The organism is Afipia sp. GW822-FHT03D08 (assembly GCF_058801645.1).
In genome coordinates this window covers 2,101,667-2,117,674 of the sequence record NZ_JBXANK010000001.1, presented here as the reverse complement: position 1 = coordinate 2,117,674, position 16,008 = coordinate 2,101,667, and the positions used below count along the sequence as shown (strand labels likewise).

Here is a 16,008-nt window from a genome sequence, read left to right as displayed (position 1 = left end):
GCAGTTCTAGTTCGCCTTTGGCGCAACGCCTGTTGCCTGCGGCGGAGCCGCGGCCTGTGCTGCACGGCCGACACTGACACTCAAGAGTCCCTGACCCCAGATACGCTTGGCGACACGCCTGGTGTCCTCCAGCGTGACCGCATCGACGAGCGCATTGCGCTTCTCGATATAGTCGATGCCGAGGTCGTCGAGCTGATACTGCAGCAGCGCGGTGGCGAACTTCGACGAGGTGTCGAGCGCCAGCATCTGCGAGCCCTTGAGGAAGGACTTGGCTTCGTCCAGTTCGGTCTGGGTCGGGCCGTCGTTGCCCATGCGCGCGATTTCGGCGGTGATGGTGTCCAGCGTCTCCTTCGCCTTGTCGGCGCGGGTCGCGGTGGACCCTGCAAACAGCGACGACTTCTTCATCCAGATCAGGGATTCCGACACCGAATAGACCAGCCCGCGCTTCTCGCGGACTTCCTTGTAAAGCCGCGTCGACAGCGTGCCGCCGCCGAGAATGTGGTTGACGATGTAGGCGGCCATGAAATCGGGATCGTTGCGCGCGATGCCGGGTCCGCCGAAATTCACCGAGGTCTGCGGCACGTCCACGATGGCCGATGTATGCAGCGGCGGCTTGGCGGCCTGCACCTCCGGCACCGGAGTCAGGTTGCCCTTGGCGGGCAGGGAGCCGAACGTATCGTCGAGCAGCTTGCCGAGCCCCTCCGGCGTGATGTCACCGACCACGGCGATCTTGAGCGTATCTTTCGCGATCACGCGCTGCGCGTAATCCTTCAGGTCGGCGGACTGGATCGTGGGGAGACTTTCGAGCGTGCCGTTCGGCTGCCGCGCATAGGGATGGTTGCCGTAGGCCTGTTCCCAGAACTTGCGGCCCGCAATCGACACCGGATTGGTGGTTTCGCGCCGTGCACTGGACAGCATCTGCGCGCGGACACGTTCCAGCGGCTCGCTGTCGAAGCGCGCGGCTGTCAGCGCCAGCTTCAGCAGGCCGAAAGCCTCGTCGCTGTTTTCCTTGAGCATCCGCATCGAGCCGCGCAGATAGTCGCGGGTCACCGAAAAGCTCATCTCGATGGCGCGCCGTTCGAGGCGCTCGTGAAATGTCTTCGAATCGAGATCGGCGGCGCCTTCGTCGAGCATGTTGGCGGTGAAAGCGCCGATGCCGGGTTTGTCGGCGGGGTCCTGTGTCGAGCCGCCGGCGAAGGCGTATTCCATCGCGACCAGCGGCACGGTCGCGTCCTGGACGAACCAGGCCTCGATGCCGCCGGGAGACACCACGCGCTGAACCTTCGCGGCGGCGGATGCCGGCGTCATGAGAGCGGCGAACGATGACGTGGCGACGAGAAAGGCTGCGGCGAGACGGGGCAGGTGACGGCGAGTGATGATCACGAACGTTTCTCCTCGCGCTTGGCGGTCGTCGCGCTCGTATCCTTGATGAGATAGCCGGTCACGGACCGCTTTTTCTCGAGCCATGTCCGCGCAGCGTCGCGAACCTGTTCGGCCGTGACGGCGCGAATCCGATCGGGCCATGCCCGGATGTCGTCGACACTGAGGCCGACCGTGACGGCGGCGCCGTACCAGCGCGCCAGGGTGGTCTGGCTGTCCTGTGCGTAGATCGCCTGAGCGATCATCTGGGTCTTGATGCGCTCGAGTTCTTCGGCCGGCACGGGATCGGTCGCAAGCTTGGCGATTACTTCATCGATGGCCTGCTCGACCTGCGGAAATTCCACACCGGGTTTTGGCGAGGCGGAAATGCCGAACTGGGTCGGATCGACGCCCGTGCCCTGGTACCAAGCGCCTGCGCTGACCGCGAGCGGCTTGTCGACCACCAGCGCGCGATAGAGCAGCGAGTTGCTGCCGGTGCCCATCAACTGCGCCAGCACTTCCAGCGCAGCGCCCTGTGCAGGGGTTGCGGTGACGGACGACGGGACGAGATAGTAACGGCGCAGGCTTGGCTGTTCGACACGCGGATCGGCCAGCGTCACGGTGCGCGGCCCGGCGGGCTCCGGCTCCTGCGGCCTGATCCGCTGCGGCGGGATCGCCGGCTGCGGTGGAATCTTGCCATAGGCCGCCTCGATCATGGGGCGGACCTCGTCGGCGCTGACGTCGCCTGCGATGACGAGGGTGGCGTTGTTGGGCGCGTAGAAGCGTTTGTAGAACGCGAGCGCGTCCTCGCGGTTCAGCTTTTCGATCTCCTGATGCCAGCCGATCACCGGGCGGCCATAGGGATGGTTGAGATACAGCGCCGCCATGATCTGTTCGGTCAGCCGCGCATCCGGGCTGTTGCCGACGCGCATGTTGTACTCTTCGAGCACCACGTCGCGCTCGGGCAGCACGTTCTCGTCCTTGAGAACGAGGCCGGTCATGCGGTCGGCCTCGAATTCCATCATGGCCGCAAGCTTGTCGCGCGAGACGCGCTGGTAATAGGCGGTGTAGTCGTAGGAGGTGAAGGCGTTCTCGTTGCCGCCGATACGCGCCACCAACTGGGAGAATTCACCGGCCGGATGCGCGCTGGTGCCCTTGAACATCAGATGCTCGAGGAAATGCGCGAGGCCCGATTTGCCGGGCATCTCGTCGGCTGAGCCGACCTTGTACCAGATCATCTGCGTGACCACCGGCGTGCGGCGATCCGGAATGACGATGACGCTGAGGCCGTTCGAGAGTGTGAAGGTCGACGGCCGTTGCGGCGCGGTCTGCGCCGCCGCGGTGTGAATGGCGGCCGGCGCGAGCAGAAGGCCGAGCGCAGCGAGAGCCCGGACGATATGGTGGCGGGAAATCATCATCATGTTCTACCGGATCGCAGATTTATCGCCCGGAAAACATTCAAATCCGCGAGAGGCGACGCTGCGGGATCTGAAACGATCGCACCTCTGAAAAATCAATGGTGGGCGGATCGCGATCACGGGGCCGCGACCATGACGGCGCGGCCAGGAAGTTCAGCCCAAGCTCAGTCCCAGCGCTTTTCGCATTTGCCGGTAGCTGCGTCGCAGGTTTCCTTCGGAGCCTTCAACTGGCCGACGCCATAGGCGAAGTTGGGCGACGGGGTCTGGTAACCGGTCGGCGGCTGGGTGAGTTCGCTGCGCTCGGGCTCAGTGGTGAACTTCTCGGTTTCCGTCTTCGAGCTGCTGCCGAACACATTGGAGAACAGGCCGCCGCTGTAGCCGAGATCCGAGGGCATCATCATCAGCGGCGCGTTCGCATTGTTGCCGCCGGGCGCATTGTTGTCCGCCGACTTGCTGCTGCGCGGAGCACGCTTGTTGAGTTCGCTCGGCATCAGCGGCAGGCGCGCTTCTTCCGGGCTGATCGCCTTTTGCTTGGCGGCTTCGCGAGCGGCCTTGCGCTCGGCTTCATCGGGATCCTTCGGCCAGTTCGGGGCCAGCTTCCGCTTTCCGCTCTGGGGCGGAGGCAGAGCATCGACCTTGGAAGGAACCACCAGCGGCGAGCGCTCGCGGTACTCGATGGATCCGTCCTCGAGCTTCCTGCCGCCGAGGCCGCTCATCAGGTTGTCCATCAGCTTTTGTTCGAAGGTCTTGCCGTCATCTTCTTCGTCAGCGTCCTGCGCGCGAACCGGGCCGGCGCCGAGCACCAGACCGACGCCAAGCAGGATGGCGGCGAACCGCAGCGCGCGCGTCGCGCGGCGCGATGAGAGATGCAAACCTGAACCGATGCCGCCCGTCATTGCGTTCATCCTGATCCGTTGTCCAAATCCGTTATCAAACGGCGCGGCCATGTCCTCTTGGGCATGTCGCCGCAGGCCAGATTGCCGAGGGCCAGGTGGCGAGCCAACTGGCCTATAACTCACGCGTATCCCCGGTTATCAGGGCCTTTTTGCGGCGCCGGGGGTTATAAAGGAGTCATACAGGAGGGCGGCAACTCCGGCAACGATGGCCACGTCCGCAAGGTTAAACACGTACCAGTTGTAGGTTTTTCCGCCGATCTGGACGTGAAACAGCGCGAAATCGACCACCGCGCCATAGGCCAGCCGGTCGATGGCGTTGCCGATGGCCCCGCCGATGATGAGCCCGAGACCGATGACGGCGAGACGGGTGCCGGATTTCGCCATCCAGACCGCCAGCACGATCACCGCCGTGGCCTTGATCGCCAGCAGGATGGCCTGACCCCCCGGACCCGAATCCTGGAACCAGCCGTAGCTGATGCCGGTATTCCAGGCGAGCACCAGATCGAAGAACGGCGTCACGGCAACCGTGCCCCGCGGGCCGAGTTCGAACACGTTCAGCAGCCAGAGCTTCGATGCCTGATCGAGCACCAGGGCTATGACGGCGGCGATCACACCGGAGCGGAGGAGAGGGCTCACACACCGACTCCCAGCGCCTTCCACTCTCTCAGCGCTTCCGCATCGCGAGGCGAGACATCCGGATATTCGGGATCGCTCCCGACGGTGGGAAGTATCTTCCACGACCGCGCGCACTTGGTGCCAACGGCCTTTTCGACGACGACGGCCACGCCCGGGACATCGCCCAGCGTGAATGCACCCGCCGGAGCATCTTCGTTCGTGACCATGGCGTTCGACGTAATGCAGACTTCCGCGAGATCGACGTCGAACAGCGTTGCGAACACCGCCTTGTCGGACACGTAGACCAATGGCGAGGCTTCCAGCGACGACCCGATGCGCTTGGCCGCGCGCTCGACTTCCAGCGCGCCGGTGACGACGCGGCGCACCTCGCGGATGGTTTCCCACTTCTTTGCAAGGCTGTCGTCGCGGAAGCGGTCAAGGTCGTCGCGGAATGTGGTCAGATGCACCGACGGTTCGGCGTCCGGACGATACATGGTCCAGGCTTCATCGGCGGTGAAGCTGATGGCGGGCGCGAGCCACTTCAGGATCGCGTCGCACAGGATGTCCACGGTCGTCAGCGCGGCCTTGCGCTTCACCGACGACGGCGGATCGCAGTACAGCATGTCCTTGCGGATATCGAAGTAGAACGCCGACAGTTCGGTGTTCATGAAGTTCGCCAGCGTCGCGATCACCGTCTTGTAGTCGAAGTTCGCGTAGGCCGGGCGAATGATGGCATCGACCTCGGACAGGCGATGCAGCATCAGCCGCTCCAGTTCCGGCATCTCGCTGTAGGACACCGTGTCGCTGCGCTTGAAGTGATGCAGCGTGCCGAGCATCCAGCGGATGGTGTTGCGCAGCTTGCGGTAGGTTTCGATGGTGTTCTTGAGAATTTCCGGGCCGATGCGCTGATCGTCGGCATAGTCGGTCGCGCAGACCCACAGCCGCAGGATGTCGGCGCCGGACTGCGAGATCACCTTCTGCGGCTCGGTGGTGTTGCCGAGCGACTTCGACATCTTGCGGCCGTTCTCGTCGAGCGTGAAACCGTGGGTCAGCACCACGTCATAGGGCGCGCGGCCGCGGGTGCCGCAGCTTTCCAGCAGCGACGAATGAAACCAGCCGCGATGCTGGTCGCTGCCTTCGAGATACATCACGGTGTCGTTGCCGCCATCGACCTTGCGCTTGATGCCCGCGAGACCGGGGAAGTGCACCGGGTCTTCCAGCACGAAGGCGTGGGTCGAACCGGAGTCGAACCAGACGTCGCAGATGTCGTTGACCTTCTGCCATTCCTCGTTGGCATGCGAGCCGAGGAAGCGTTCGCGCGCGCCGTCTGCGTACCACGCATCCGCGCCTTCCTTCTCGAACGCGTCCGCGATGCGCTTGTTGACGGCCTCGTCCTGCAGGATCTCGGCGGAGCCGTCGCCCTTCTCGCGCACGAACACGGCGATGGGCACGCCCCAGGCGCGCTGGCGCGAGATCACCCAGTCGGGGCGCCCAGCGATCATGCCGGTGATGCGGTTCTGGCCCTGCTCGGGCACCCAGCGCGTGACGCTGATCGCCTGCAGAGCGCGGGCGCGCAGCGTGTCGCCGGGCTTCGCCTTGCCGTGGTCGGAAATATCCTTGTCCATCGCAATGAACCATTGCGGGGTGTTGCGATAAATCACCGGCTTCTTCGAGCGCCACGAATGCGGATACTGATGCTTGAGGCGCGAGCGCGCCAGCAGCATGCCGCGTTCGATTAGCGCCTTGATGACAGCCTCGTTGGCGTCGCCCTTCTCGCCCTTCTCGGTCAGAACGCGCCTGCCGGTGAAGCCCGGCGCATGTTCGGTCAGCGCGCCGTCGGCGTCGACGGTGTAGGGGATGACCGAACTGATGCCGCGCGCTTCGAGTTCGCGCGCGTTGGCGGTCCAGACGTCGAAGTCCTCGCGGCCATGGCTCGGCGCGGTATGCACGAAGCCGGTGCCGGTGTCGTCGGTGACATGATCGCCGGCCAGCAGCGGCACGGTGAACTCGTAGCCTCCGGCAAAGCCCTTGAGGGGATGGCTGCACTCGATGGCGTCGAGAATATCGGCGGAGACATCGCCGGCCTTCTCGTACGACGTCACGCGCGCCTGCTTGAACACGTCCTCGGCGAGCTTGTCGGCGAGGATCAGGAGATCGCCGGTCTTCGCCCAGTTGTCGGCGGGCGCGTCAGTGATCTTGTACAGGCCATAGGAAATCTTCGGCGAGAAGCTGATGGCGCGGTTGCCGGGCAGCGTCCACGGCGTCGTGGTCCAGATCACCACCGAGGCCTTCGCGAGGCGGCCGTGCGCGGCGTTGACCGGAAACTTCACCCACACCGCGTCCGAGGTATAATCCTCGTATTCGATTTCGGCCTCGGCCAGCGCGGTCTTCTCGACCACGCTCCACATCACCGGCTTGGAGCCGCGATACAGCGTGCCGTTGGCGGCGAACTTCATCAGTTCGCGCGCGATCTGCGCTTCGGCCGGAAAGGTCATCGTCATGTACGGATGCGACCAGTCTCCGACCACGCCGAGGCGCTTGAATTCCTCGCGCTGGATGTCGACCCACTTCTGCGCAAACGCCCGGCACTCCTGACGGAATTCGACGATCGGCACCGCGTCCTTGTTCTTGCCCTTGGCGCGGTACTCTTCCTCGATCTTCCATTCGATCGGCAGGCCGTGGCAGTCCCAGCCCGGCACGTAGTTGGAATCGAAGCCGAGCATCTGCTGGCTCTTGGTCACCACATCCTTCAGGATCTTGTTGAGCGCGTGGCCGATATGGATGTTGCCGTTGGCGTAGGGCGGGCCGTCATGCAGCACGAATTTCGCGCGGTCCTTCGCGGCCTCGCGGAGCTTGCCGTACAGGTCGATCTCGTTCCAGCGCGCCAGAATTTTGGGTTCCTGCTGGGGCAGGCCCGCACGCATCGGAAACTCGGTCTGCGGCAGATAAAGAGTGCTGGAGTAATCGTTGCCGTCGGCTTTGGGGGCAACGGACTTTTGGGGCTTGTCGGACATGATGCTCTGGCTTGGCTCGAATGGCGCTGGCGCGCACGTAATGTGCAGCGATGAAAATCGATCCCGGTCTTGCGCCGAGCGTGTGCTCAGACGGAAGCCGGGCCGCTAATGCCGATTATGGTGCGCTGCGCCAACATGACGTCTAGATAGCAGGCATGGGGGGCATCGGAAAGGCCCGCAAGCCGCTCAATTCTTGACAATTCCGAGCTTCGGAAACGCATCCGGGGCCGCGGCGAGCAGGGCGCGGGCCTTTGCGCTGTCGTCATCCATCTGGCGCACCAGGGCGTCGATCCCGTCGAACTTCAGTTCGTCGCGGATAAAGCCGACGAACGCGACATCGAGCTTCTGGCCGTAAAGGTCGCCCTTGAAGTCGAACAGGAAGATTTCCAGCAGCGGCGCGCCGTTGTCGAAGGTCGGACGGCGGCCGAAGGAGGCGACACCGTCGAAGCGCTTGTCGCCGATCCCGACCCGCACGGCATAGATGCCATGCTTGAGGCCGCAGTTCTTGTCGAGACGGATGTTGGCGGTGGGATAGCCCATATCGCGGCCGCGCTTCTCGCCGTGAATGACCTCGCCCGAAATGAACCACGGCGCGCCGAGCATCGCAGTCGCCTCGGTGACCTGGCCTTCAGCCAGCGCCATGCGGATCGCGCTGGAGGAGACCGGGCGATCCAGAATATCGACGTGAGCCTGGACGTGGACCTCGACACCGAGCTTCGGCATCTCGCTGGCGAGCAGCGACGGCGAGCCCGCGCGGCCCTTGCCGAAATGGAAATCGTAACCGACGGCGATGCCGCTGATTCCGAGCCGGCCGATGAGATCGTGGTTAATGAAATCCTGTGCCGTGGTGCCGGCGCGGGCGCCATCGAACGTCATCACCACTGCGCCGTCGAGGCCGGTGCCGGCGAGCAGGCGCAGCTTGGCGGCTTCATCGGTCAGCCTGAACTGCGGTGTGTTGGGGCTGAAAAAACTGCGCGGATGCGGCTCGAACGTCACCGCATATGCGGGCTTGCCGAGCTTGCGCGCCATATCGATGGCCGCAGAAATCACCACCCGATGGCCGAGATGGACGCCATCGAAGTTGCCCATTGCCACCACAGCGCCTTTTACAATTGCGCTGGTTGGAGTGGCGTCGCGAATGACGGAAAAGCTTGTCGTCATGGGTACCGGTAGGAAGACAATGAAGAAATCGGGCCGGACCTGACCCCGGCGTGCCATCGGAGTCAAGCTGCTGAATAAGGCCTTAACGGCGCAACTTAAGATAATCCCGATGTGGTCCGATTAACGGGCTGTTTAAGCCGCCGGTGCTAGGTTCGCCCCGGCTGCGGGTGGCAGAAGCTGCCCGCAAAATGTTGATAACGCACGCCGGTTGCTGCGTTCGAGGGAGAAAAACAGCGATGGCCATGGATTTGTCGATGCCGGTTCTGGTTGTGGACGACTACAACACGATGATCCGCATTATCCGCAATCTGCTCAAGCAACTCGGCTTCGAAAACATCGATGACGCCAGCGATGGCTCGGCTGCGCTCAGCAAGATGCGCGGCAAGAAGTATGGCCTTGTGATCTCCGACTGGAACATGGAGCCGATGACCGGATACGATCTGCTCAAGGAAGTGCGCGGCGATCCGAATCTCGCCACCACGCCTTTCATCATGATCACCGCTGAATCGAAGACGGAAAACGTCATCGCCGCCAAGAAGGCCGGCGTGAACAACTACATCGTCAAGCCGTTCAACGCCGCGACACTGAAGACCAAGATCGAGGCGGTGTTCCCGGATCACGCGCCGGCGTAAGCCGCGGCACCATCATTCGCAGAATTTCAATGCCCGGTGTTCGCACCGGGCATTTTGCTATCCGCCGGCTCGCCCGTCATCGCCGGATCAGAACGACGCCGCCGATCAGCATTGCGACGCCGATCAGGCGTGGCAGATCGATCGAGCGCTGCGCGAGCCCCAGCCAGCCGAAGTGGTCGAATGTCACCGATGCCAGCATCTGTCCGGTGACGAGGAGGGCGATGAACGTCGCAGCTCCCAGAGTGGGTATCAGCACGATCGCGAGCCCGATGAAGATGGCGCCGAACAGGCCGCCGCTCCAGGCCCACCACGGAATCCGCGCGGCCGTCGCGATCTGCGGCACGGGATCGCGCAACACAACGGCGAGAACCACCATGCAGATGAGCCCGACGAAATAGCTCGTAAAACCGGACCACACCGCGGAGCTGAGTGCTGTCCGCAGGTTGGTGTTGAGGACCTGCTGGATCACGATACTCGCGCCGGCTGCGACCGTCAGAAAGATCGGGAAAGCCAGTTTCATCATGCTGCACCTCAGATCACGAACCGCAGGGCATCCGATCTTGCCCGTGCGGTTTCACCACGTCAGGTCGCGCATCAGCGCGAACGGCGGCTTGGCGTCGCCGAACAGCCGCCGCACCGAGAATTCGTCGGCGACATCAAGCCCTTCGAAGTCCACGGCATGAATGCCGCGGGTCAGGAACAGGCAATCCAGTCCCATTCCATTCGCGCCGTTGAGGTCGGTGCGGACGGAATCGCCGATGGCGAGCACGCGATCGAGCGGCGTCGATGCGCCGCGCTTCTCCGCGGCCAGCTCAAGCGCGCGGTCGTAAATCGGCCGGTGCGGCTTGCCGTAGAAGATCACTTCGCCGCCCATGTCGCGGTACAGTTCGGCAATGGCGCCGGCGCAATAGATCAGCCGGTCGCCGCGCTCGACCACGATGTCCGGGTTGGCGCAGACGAAGGTGAGATTGCGGGCACGCGCCTGTTCGAGCACGCCGCGATAATCCTCGGCGGTTTCGGTCTCGTCGTCAAACAGGCCGGTGCAGGTAACGTAGTCGGCGTTCTCGATGGTCGTGAACGTCACGTCGAGCCCGCGAAATACCGGATTGTCGCGCTCCGGCCCGATCTGGAAAACCGCCTGCTGGTTGTGTGACGCCACGAAGCTGCGGGTGAGATCGCCCGACGACACGATGGCGTCATAGGTGTCGTCGGAGATGTTCATCCGGCGGAGCTGACGCTGCACGGAATCCGCCGGGCGCGGCGCGTTGGTGATCATGATCACCGTGCCGCCCTGCTTGCGGAAGGTTTGCAGCGCTTCGCAGGCGGGGACAAAACCGGTGAGGCCGTCGTGAATGACGCCCCAGACGTCGCTCAGAATGACGTCGACGCCGGTGGTGAGGTCGCGCAAATGATCGGCGAATCGCAACGCGGCGGCGTCAGGCAGCTTCATGGAAAAGGATCACTTCTCTGCGGAGACTTTGGTTATTTCTGCGCCGATGCCCGGCGTGCCAGCGCGGCGTTGCCGGTTACACGAGGAGCCTCGGCTCTCGCGTCGAACTTGACGTCGGCGTTTTCTTCTTTTCGGACCTGGGCGTCAACCGTGGAAGCCGCAGGTGCGGCATGTTCCGCTGGCGCAGCTGCGCCCTCGGGCCGCAGCGGACGCGGCGGCGCGAACAGGAAGCCCTGGCCGAAGCGGACGTCGTAATCGAGCAGATCGACCACGGCCCGCTCGCCTTCGATCCGCTCCGCCACGAGATCAATCCCGAAGCGCCCGAGCAGATCAGACAGGTCGGCGGCGTGAATGTCGGCGGAGGACAGTTGCTTCTGGTCGAGCAGCATCGCCGCCGGCACCTTGATGAACTTGACGCCGCGGTCGGCGAGTTCACGCGGATCGAGCCGCAGGTCGGTGACGTTGTCGATCGAGAAGCCGTAGCCGAGCCGTTGCAGCGTTGCCAGATGCTCGCTCTCTACCGGACCGAGATGGCGGAATGTGCTCTGCTTGAATTCGAGAACCAGCGACGGCGCGAGAATGCGGTTGGCTTCGAGGAAGTCGAGGCACTGTCCGAACACCGAGGGGTTGCTCAGCGTCGTCCCCGAGACGTTGCAGAACACGCCGACGTCCTTCGAGCGCACCATCAGCCGCCGCAGCACCTGCACGCAGCGAAGCATCACGGTGTGATCGATCTGGCCCATCAGGCCGGCGGCTTCCGCTGTGCCGACGAAATCGTTTGCGGTCAGCAACTGGTCCTTGTCGTCGCGCACACGTGCGACGGCTTCGTAGTACCGCACCTTGCGCTGGGGCAGTGTTACCATCGGCTGGAGAAACAGATCGACGCGGTTGGCCTCGATGGCGTTTCTCACCGCCACGAGAAGCTGGGTATTGTTGAGGTTGGCGGATGCAGGCTGTGCGCCAGCCGTCTTGGCGGGCGCAGGCGTGCTGGCGCTGGTTGCCGGCGCCGCTGGATTTGCCTCGGCCGCCGCAATGTTCGCCGGCTCGGCAGCCTGCTGCTCGGCCAGCGTGCTGACGGCGTTTGCGAGAAGGTCGTCATGGGCGGCGACAGACGAAGCAAGTTGCTTGACCAGCGATCCCAGTTCGCTGATTTCGCTGGCGACGGTCTGCACGCGCTCCTGTCCGCTAGCGTCGATCGCCGACAGGCGGGTCTCGATGGCGCTCATGCGGCGGCCGAACTCGGCAACCTGGCGCGCGAGATCCGCGGTGCCGCGCGACAGATCTGCAATCTGGCCGCCGACATCGGTGCGATCGCGCAGGCGCATCGACACGGCGTTGTAGAGGATCAGAAATGTCAGCGCGGTCAGCGCGACGATAGCGGACTCGGAGACGCTCAGCCCTGCCAGCGAGTACAGCATCAGGCCAAGCGACGCTGCGATCAGCACCATGCAGATGGCGATGAAAATCGTCGAAATGCGGATCATGAAGCCTGCCCAACCCCGAACCGGAGCGAGCTTAGCATCAAGTTTGATTCGGCGCGAAGTTGTTGTTTTCCGATTGAATTAAGGCACGCCTCTCCCCGCTTGCGGGGAGAGGCGGATGAGGTCAGGCGACCGCGCGGATCACCTTGGCGATCTTGTCCATAATCTCGCCGACCTGGCTTTCCGAGATGATCAGGGGCGGGGTCAGGCAGAGGGTATCGCCGGCCACGCGCATCATCAGCTCGTGGTCATGGAACGCCGAGTCCAGCGCCTCGAAGCCGCGCTTGCCGGGGCCGTCCTTGTTGGGCGCGAGATCGATGCCGGCGGTGATGCCGACGGTGCGGATGTCCACCACGTTCGGCTCGTTGCGCAGCGCCATCACGGCGTCGGCCCATTTCGGTTCCATCGCCCGGGCGCGCTCGAACAGGCCCTCCTCGCGATAGATGTCGAGGGTGGCGAGACCGGCCGCGCAGGCCAGCGGATGGGCCGAGTAGGTGTAGCCGTGGAACAGCTCGATGACGTGTTCCGGGCCCTTCATGAAGGAATCATGGATCTCGTCGCGGATCAGGACGCCGCCCATCGGCACGGCGCCGTTGGTAACGCCCTTGGCGAAGGTGATCATGTCCGGCAGCACGCCGTAGCGTTCCGCCGCGAAGGCATAGCCGAGACGGCCATAGCCGGTGATAACTTCGTCGAAGATCAGCAGGATGCCGTGCTTGTCGCAGATCGCGCGGAGCTTTTGCAGATAACCCTTCGGCGTTGCCAACACGCCGGTGGAGCCAGCCATCGGCTCGACGATCACGGCGGCGATGGTGCCGGGGCCATGGATGCCGACGATGCGTTCGAGCTCATCGGCGAAATGCGCGCCATATTCCGGCTCGCCCTTGGTGAAGGCCTGCTTTTCGCGGTCATAAGTGGTCGGCAGGTGATCGACGCCGGTCAGCAACGTGCCGAACATCTTGCGGTTGTTGACCATGCCGCCGACGGAAATCCCGCCGAAGCCGACGCCGTGATAGCCGCGCTCGCGGCCGATCAGCCGGGTGCGTCCGGCCTCGCCGCGGCCGTTGTGATAGGCCAGCGCCACCTTCAGCGCGGTATCGACCGCTTCCGAACCGGAGTTGCAGAAAAACACGTGCTCGAGGCCTTTGGGCGCCAGCGCAGCGATGCGGCTGGCAAGCTCGAAGGCTTTCGGATGGCCGAACTGGAACGGCGGCGCGTAGTCGAGGGTCGCGGCCTGCTTCTGGATCGCGTCCACGATCGGATCGCGGTTATGGCCGGCATTGCTGCACCACATGCCGGCGGCGCCGTCGAGGATGCTGCGGCCGTCGGCGGTGAAGTAGTGCATGTCCTTGGCGCCGGCGAGCATGCGCGGCCGCGCCTTGAACGCCCGGTTGGCCGTGAACGGCATCCAGAAGGCGTCAAGATCGTTCGGCGTCGCGACAGTCGGGCGAGGGTGCTGAATATTCAAAGGTCGTTCCTTCCGGCAAGGAGCAAATTTTCTTCTTAGGCAGCGAGCCTATCAGTTTCCGGGGTCATTCGGAACGCATCGCGGCGCATAGTCGCCCGTAAGTGAAGGCACGGACTGCAGTCGGACAATACTACTACCATTAGTAGTGGAATGAATTAGCTTGCCCTTAAAGGTTGTATGCGCAAATGCCTGTCATGAACCAGGCCCGCACACTGCTGGAAAAATTCCGCGCCGCGCAGGACGGCGCCATCGCCGTCGAATTCGCGATGATCGCGCCGATCTTCCTGATGATGGTGTTCGGCATCATCATGTACGGCTCGTATCTGGCGGTGGTCCACGGCGTGCAGCAACTGGCTGCGGAAGCCGCACGATCCTCGGTCGCTGGACTGAGTGAAAGTGAGCGCAGCACGCTCGCGAGCAGCTACGTCACCGGCAACGTCAATACCTACCCTCTGATCGATCCGGCAAAGCTTACCGTAAACGCCGCGACGTCGGGCTCCGATGCCAACGTCTTCGTCGTCTCCGTCAATTACGACGCCTCCGGCATGTTCATCTATTCGCTCCCGGCATTCGTGCCGATGCCGTCGCCTTCCATCGTGCGCTCCGCGGCGATTCCGCGCGGAGGATATTGAACAAGAAAAGTTCAGGGAGGTTGTGATGCACAATCTGCTCCGGCGTTTCGCCGCCGACGACCGCGGCAACATCGCGATCATGGGCGCGGCAAGCCTGCTGCTCGTGATCGCCTGTGCGGCGCTCGGCGTCGATGTCGGCGCCATCTTCGCCGACAAGCGGCGGACCCAGAGCGCCACCGACCTCGCGGCGCTTGTCGCCGCGAGCGACCTTTCCAATGCGTCCCGCGCTGCTGCGGCGACAGTCGCCAAGAACAATTATCCACCGGAGTCGCTCGTGGCTGTCGAACCCGGTGTTTACACGGCGAATGCGTCCCTGACGCCGCAGCAGCGCTTCGTGGCGGCGGCCACACCTGCCAACGCGGTGCGCGTCACCATGCAGACCATGACGCCGCTGTATTTCGGCAAGGTGCTGACCGGCGACAGCCAGTGGAATCTCAAGGCGACCGCGATCGCCAGCACCACGCGGCTCGCAACCTTCGCCATCGGCTCGCGGCTGGTGTCGCTCAACGGCGGGCTGCTGAATTCGCTGCTGGGCGGCATGCTCGGCACCACGCTGTCGCTGTCGGCGATGGATTACAACGCGCTGCTGAGCGCGAAGATCGACGCATTCGATTTTCTCGGGGCATTGGCGACGCGGGTCAACCTGACCGGCGTCAGTTACGATACGCTGCTGAACAGCAACCTGAAGGTGACCGACATCGTCGCAGCGCTGCAAACTGCCGCGGCCGGCAACAGCGGTGCGATCGCAGCGCTCTCCAGCCTGTCGTCGGCGATCTCAAGCCTCACCACCCGCATCACGCCGAAGTCGCTGATCAGCGTCGGACCGTATTCCAATCTCACCGTCGGGCAGAAGCCGAAGGTTGGCGCGAGCGTGTCGGCGCTGGATCTGCTTTCGGCCATGGCGGCGCTGGCCAACGGCACCAACCAGATCGCGGCGAATGTGAACCTGTCGCTGCCGGGCATCGCGGGTGTCACATTGCAGGCCACCGTCGGCGAGCGGCCGGTGGGAACAAGCTGGATCACCGTGGGGTCGCTGGGCGCGAGCGTGCACACGGCGCAGACGCGCGTGCTGCTGAAGATCCAGCTTGTCGGTTCGGGCGCGGTGTCGGTGGTCAACCTTCCGGTCTATGTCGAGATCGCGGCGGGCACCGCGACACTCAATGCCATTTCGTGCGGGTATCCCAACGTCAGCACCTCGACGGTGACGCTCGGCGTCTCGCCCGGCATCGTCGACGCGTGGATCGGCGATGTGACCTCCGCGATGATGACGAATTTCTCCACCGCGCCGAACCCGCCCGCGGTCAACATCGTCAACCTTGGCGCGATCCAGGTGACGGGCCGGGCGCATGCGACCATGGCGAATACCTCGCCGACCAGCGTGACATTCAGCTACGCCGACATTCAGGCGCAGACCAAGAAGACCGTGAACACGACGTCGTTCACCTCGTCGCTGACGTCGAGCCTTCTGGGCGATCTGCAACTCGGCGTGCAGCTCGGACCGCTCGGCCTGCCGATCCCCGGCATCGGCGCGCTGGTTGCCGGCATCATCGGCGGCGCGACTGGCTCGATCGATACGCTGCTCAATTCGGTGTTGCAGACGCTGGGCGTGGGTCTTGGCCAGGCCGACGTCTGGGTCACCGGCGTGCGCTGCGACGGCGCCGTGCTGGTGAATTAGCTGATCCCCCTCTCCCCGTTCTTACGGGAAGGACAACACAATGAAATGTCGTGGCCGGGCTTGACCCGGCCATCCATCTTTCTTGAGTGATGGATACGCGGGTCAAGCCCGCGTATGACGGCCTCGTAGACTTGCCGCTTGATGCTTCGGCTGATAGTCCACAACACGCAAATAATGCCAGTTGTGCTGCATAGGCCGCTTCGTTCC

Annotated in this window: 13 protein-coding genes; 3 read left to right on the top strand and 10 right to left on the bottom strand. The window is 63.8% G+C overall.

Annotated elements, in window-relative coordinates; all coding sequences use genetic code 11:
• Nucleotides 1-6 precede the first annotated feature (6 nt).
• The 6 genes from AC1RM7_RS10480 to AC1RM7_RS10455 all read right to left on the bottom strand — a co-directional run bounded on the left by AC1RM7_RS10480 (nt 7) and on the right by AC1RM7_RS10455 (nt 8,463).
• On the bottom strand, nt 7-1,383 hold the full coding sequence (locus AC1RM7_RS10480) for a M16 family metallopeptidase (RefSeq protein ID WP_024919958.1): 1,377 nt from the start codon (nt 1,381-1,383) through the stop codon (nt 7-9).
• Nucleotides 1,380-2,780 (bottom strand): M16 family metallopeptidase, encoded by a 1,401-nt coding sequence (locus tag AC1RM7_RS10475; RefSeq protein WP_081758678.1) that lies wholly within the window; start codon nt 2,778-2,780, stop codon nt 1,380-1,382. The genes AC1RM7_RS10480 and AC1RM7_RS10475 overlap by 4 nt, the downstream gene beginning before the upstream one ends.
• 161 nt (nt 2,781-2,941) lie before the next feature.
• Nucleotides 2,942-3,673, bottom strand: a complete 732-nt coding sequence (locus AC1RM7_RS10470) for a hypothetical protein (protein WP_006022047.1) — start codon at nt 3,671-3,673, stop codon at nt 2,942-2,944.
• 138 nt (nt 3,674-3,811) lie between these two features.
• A complete protein-coding gene (lspA, locus tag AC1RM7_RS10465) occupies nt 3,812-4,309 on the bottom strand; it encodes a signal peptidase II (RefSeq protein ID WP_024919960.1) in 498 nt (165 codons plus the stop codon).
• Nucleotides 4,306-7,302, bottom strand: a complete 2,997-nt coding sequence (gene ileS / locus AC1RM7_RS10460; protein WP_024919961.1) for an isoleucine--tRNA ligase — start codon at nt 7,300-7,302, stop codon at nt 4,306-4,308. Before ileS ends, lspA begins: the two co-directional genes overlap by 4 nt.
• A gap of 186 nt (nt 7,303-7,488) precedes the next feature.
• On the bottom strand, nt 7,489-8,463 hold the full coding sequence (locus AC1RM7_RS10455; RefSeq protein WP_024919962.1) for a bifunctional riboflavin kinase/FAD synthetase: 975 nt from the start codon (nt 8,461-8,463) through the stop codon (nt 7,489-7,491).
• Between the two features lie 236 nt (nt 8,464-8,699).
• On the opposite strand from AC1RM7_RS10455, the gene AC1RM7_RS10450 reads away from it, so the two are divergent.
• Nucleotides 8,700-9,095 (top strand): response regulator, encoded by a 396-nt coding sequence (locus AC1RM7_RS10450; RefSeq protein ID WP_006022043.1) that lies wholly within the window; start codon nt 8,700-8,702, stop codon nt 9,093-9,095.
• A gap of 76 nt (nt 9,096-9,171) precedes the next feature.
• Here the strand turns inward: AC1RM7_RS10450 and AC1RM7_RS10445 are convergent, their stop codons facing one another.
• The 4 genes from AC1RM7_RS10445 to aptA all read right to left on the bottom strand — a co-directional run bounded on the left by AC1RM7_RS10445 (nt 9,172) and on the right by aptA (nt 13,494).
• Nucleotides 9,172-9,618, bottom strand: coding sequence for a DMT family transporter (locus AC1RM7_RS10445; protein WP_024919963.1), 447 nt, complete (start codon nt 9,616-9,618; stop codon nt 9,172-9,174).
• A 51-nt stretch (nt 9,619-9,669) separates the two neighbouring features.
• Nucleotides 9,670-10,545: a TIGR01459 family HAD-type hydrolase gene (locus AC1RM7_RS10440; protein WP_024919964.1), complete on the bottom strand. Its 876-nt coding sequence runs from the start codon at nt 10,543-10,545 to the stop codon at nt 9,670-9,672.
• A 32-nt stretch (nt 10,546-10,577) separates the two neighbouring features.
• Complete coding sequence (locus tag AC1RM7_RS10435) at nt 10,578-12,029, bottom strand: EAL domain-containing protein (RefSeq protein WP_024919965.1); 1,452 nt, start codon at nt 12,027-12,029, stop codon at nt 10,578-10,580.
• 121 nt (nt 12,030-12,150) lie between these two features.
• On the bottom strand, nt 12,151-13,494 hold the full coding sequence (gene aptA / locus AC1RM7_RS10430) for an omega-aminotransferase AptA (protein ID WP_024919966.1): 1,344 nt from the start codon (nt 13,492-13,494) through the stop codon (nt 12,151-12,153).
• Between the two features lie 185 nt (nt 13,495-13,679).
• Here aptA and AC1RM7_RS10425 point away from each other — a divergent pair, with 185 nt between their 5' ends.
• Together AC1RM7_RS10425 and AC1RM7_RS10420 are read left to right on the top strand one after the other, a co-directional pair.
• Nucleotides 13,680-14,126 carry a TadE/TadG family type IV pilus assembly protein gene (locus AC1RM7_RS10425; protein ID WP_192824425.1) on the top strand — a complete coding sequence of 149 codons (447 nt, stop codon included), beginning with the start codon at nt 13,680-13,682 and terminating at the stop codon, nt 14,124-14,126.
• A gap of 25 nt (nt 14,127-14,151) precedes the next feature.
• A complete protein-coding gene (locus AC1RM7_RS10420; RefSeq protein ID WP_024919968.1) occupies nt 14,152-15,801 on the top strand; it encodes a TadG family pilus assembly protein in 1,650 nt (549 codons plus the stop codon).
• Nucleotides 15,802-16,008 lie beyond the last annotated feature (207 nt).

What these genes read in the sequence shown, in the direction of transcription:
- AC1RM7_RS10445 (WP_024919963.1), bottom strand. Translation starts at nt 9,618, where the DNA reads ATGATGAAACTGGCTTTCCCGATCTTTCTGACGGTCGCAGCCGGCGCG.
- AC1RM7_RS10450 (WP_006022043.1), top strand. Translation starts at nt 8,700, where the DNA reads ATGGCCATGGATTTGTCGATGCCGGTTCTGGTTGTGGACGACTACAAC.
- AC1RM7_RS10425 (WP_192824425.1), top strand. Translation starts at nt 13,680, where the DNA reads ATGCCTGTCATGAACCAGGCCCGCACACTGCTGGAAAAATTCCGCGCC.
- ileS (WP_024919961.1), bottom strand. Translation starts at nt 7,302, where the DNA reads ATGTCCGACAAGCCCCAAAAGTCCGTTGCCCCCAAAGCCGACGGCAAC.
- AC1RM7_RS10420 (WP_024919968.1), top strand. Translation starts at nt 14,152, where the DNA reads ATGCACAATCTGCTCCGGCGTTTCGCCGCCGACGACCGCGGCAACATC.
- AC1RM7_RS10455 (WP_024919962.1), bottom strand. Translation starts at nt 8,463, where the DNA reads ATGACGACAAGCTTTTCCGTCATTCGCGACGCCACTCCAACCAGCGCA.
- AC1RM7_RS10435 (WP_024919965.1), bottom strand. Translation starts at nt 12,029, where the DNA reads ATGATCCGCATTTCGACGATTTTCATCGCCATCTGCATGGTGCTGATC.
- AC1RM7_RS10475 (WP_081758678.1), bottom strand. Translation starts at nt 2,780, where the DNA reads ATGATGATGATTTCCCGCCACCATATCGTCCGGGCTCTCGCTGCGCTC.
- AC1RM7_RS10470 (WP_006022047.1), bottom strand. Translation starts at nt 3,673, where the DNA reads ATGACGGGCGGCATCGGTTCAGGTTTGCATCTCTCATCGCGCCGCGCG.
- AC1RM7_RS10440 (WP_024919964.1), bottom strand. Translation starts at nt 10,545, where the DNA reads ATGAAGCTGCCTGACGCCGCCGCGTTGCGATTCGCCGATCATTTGCGC.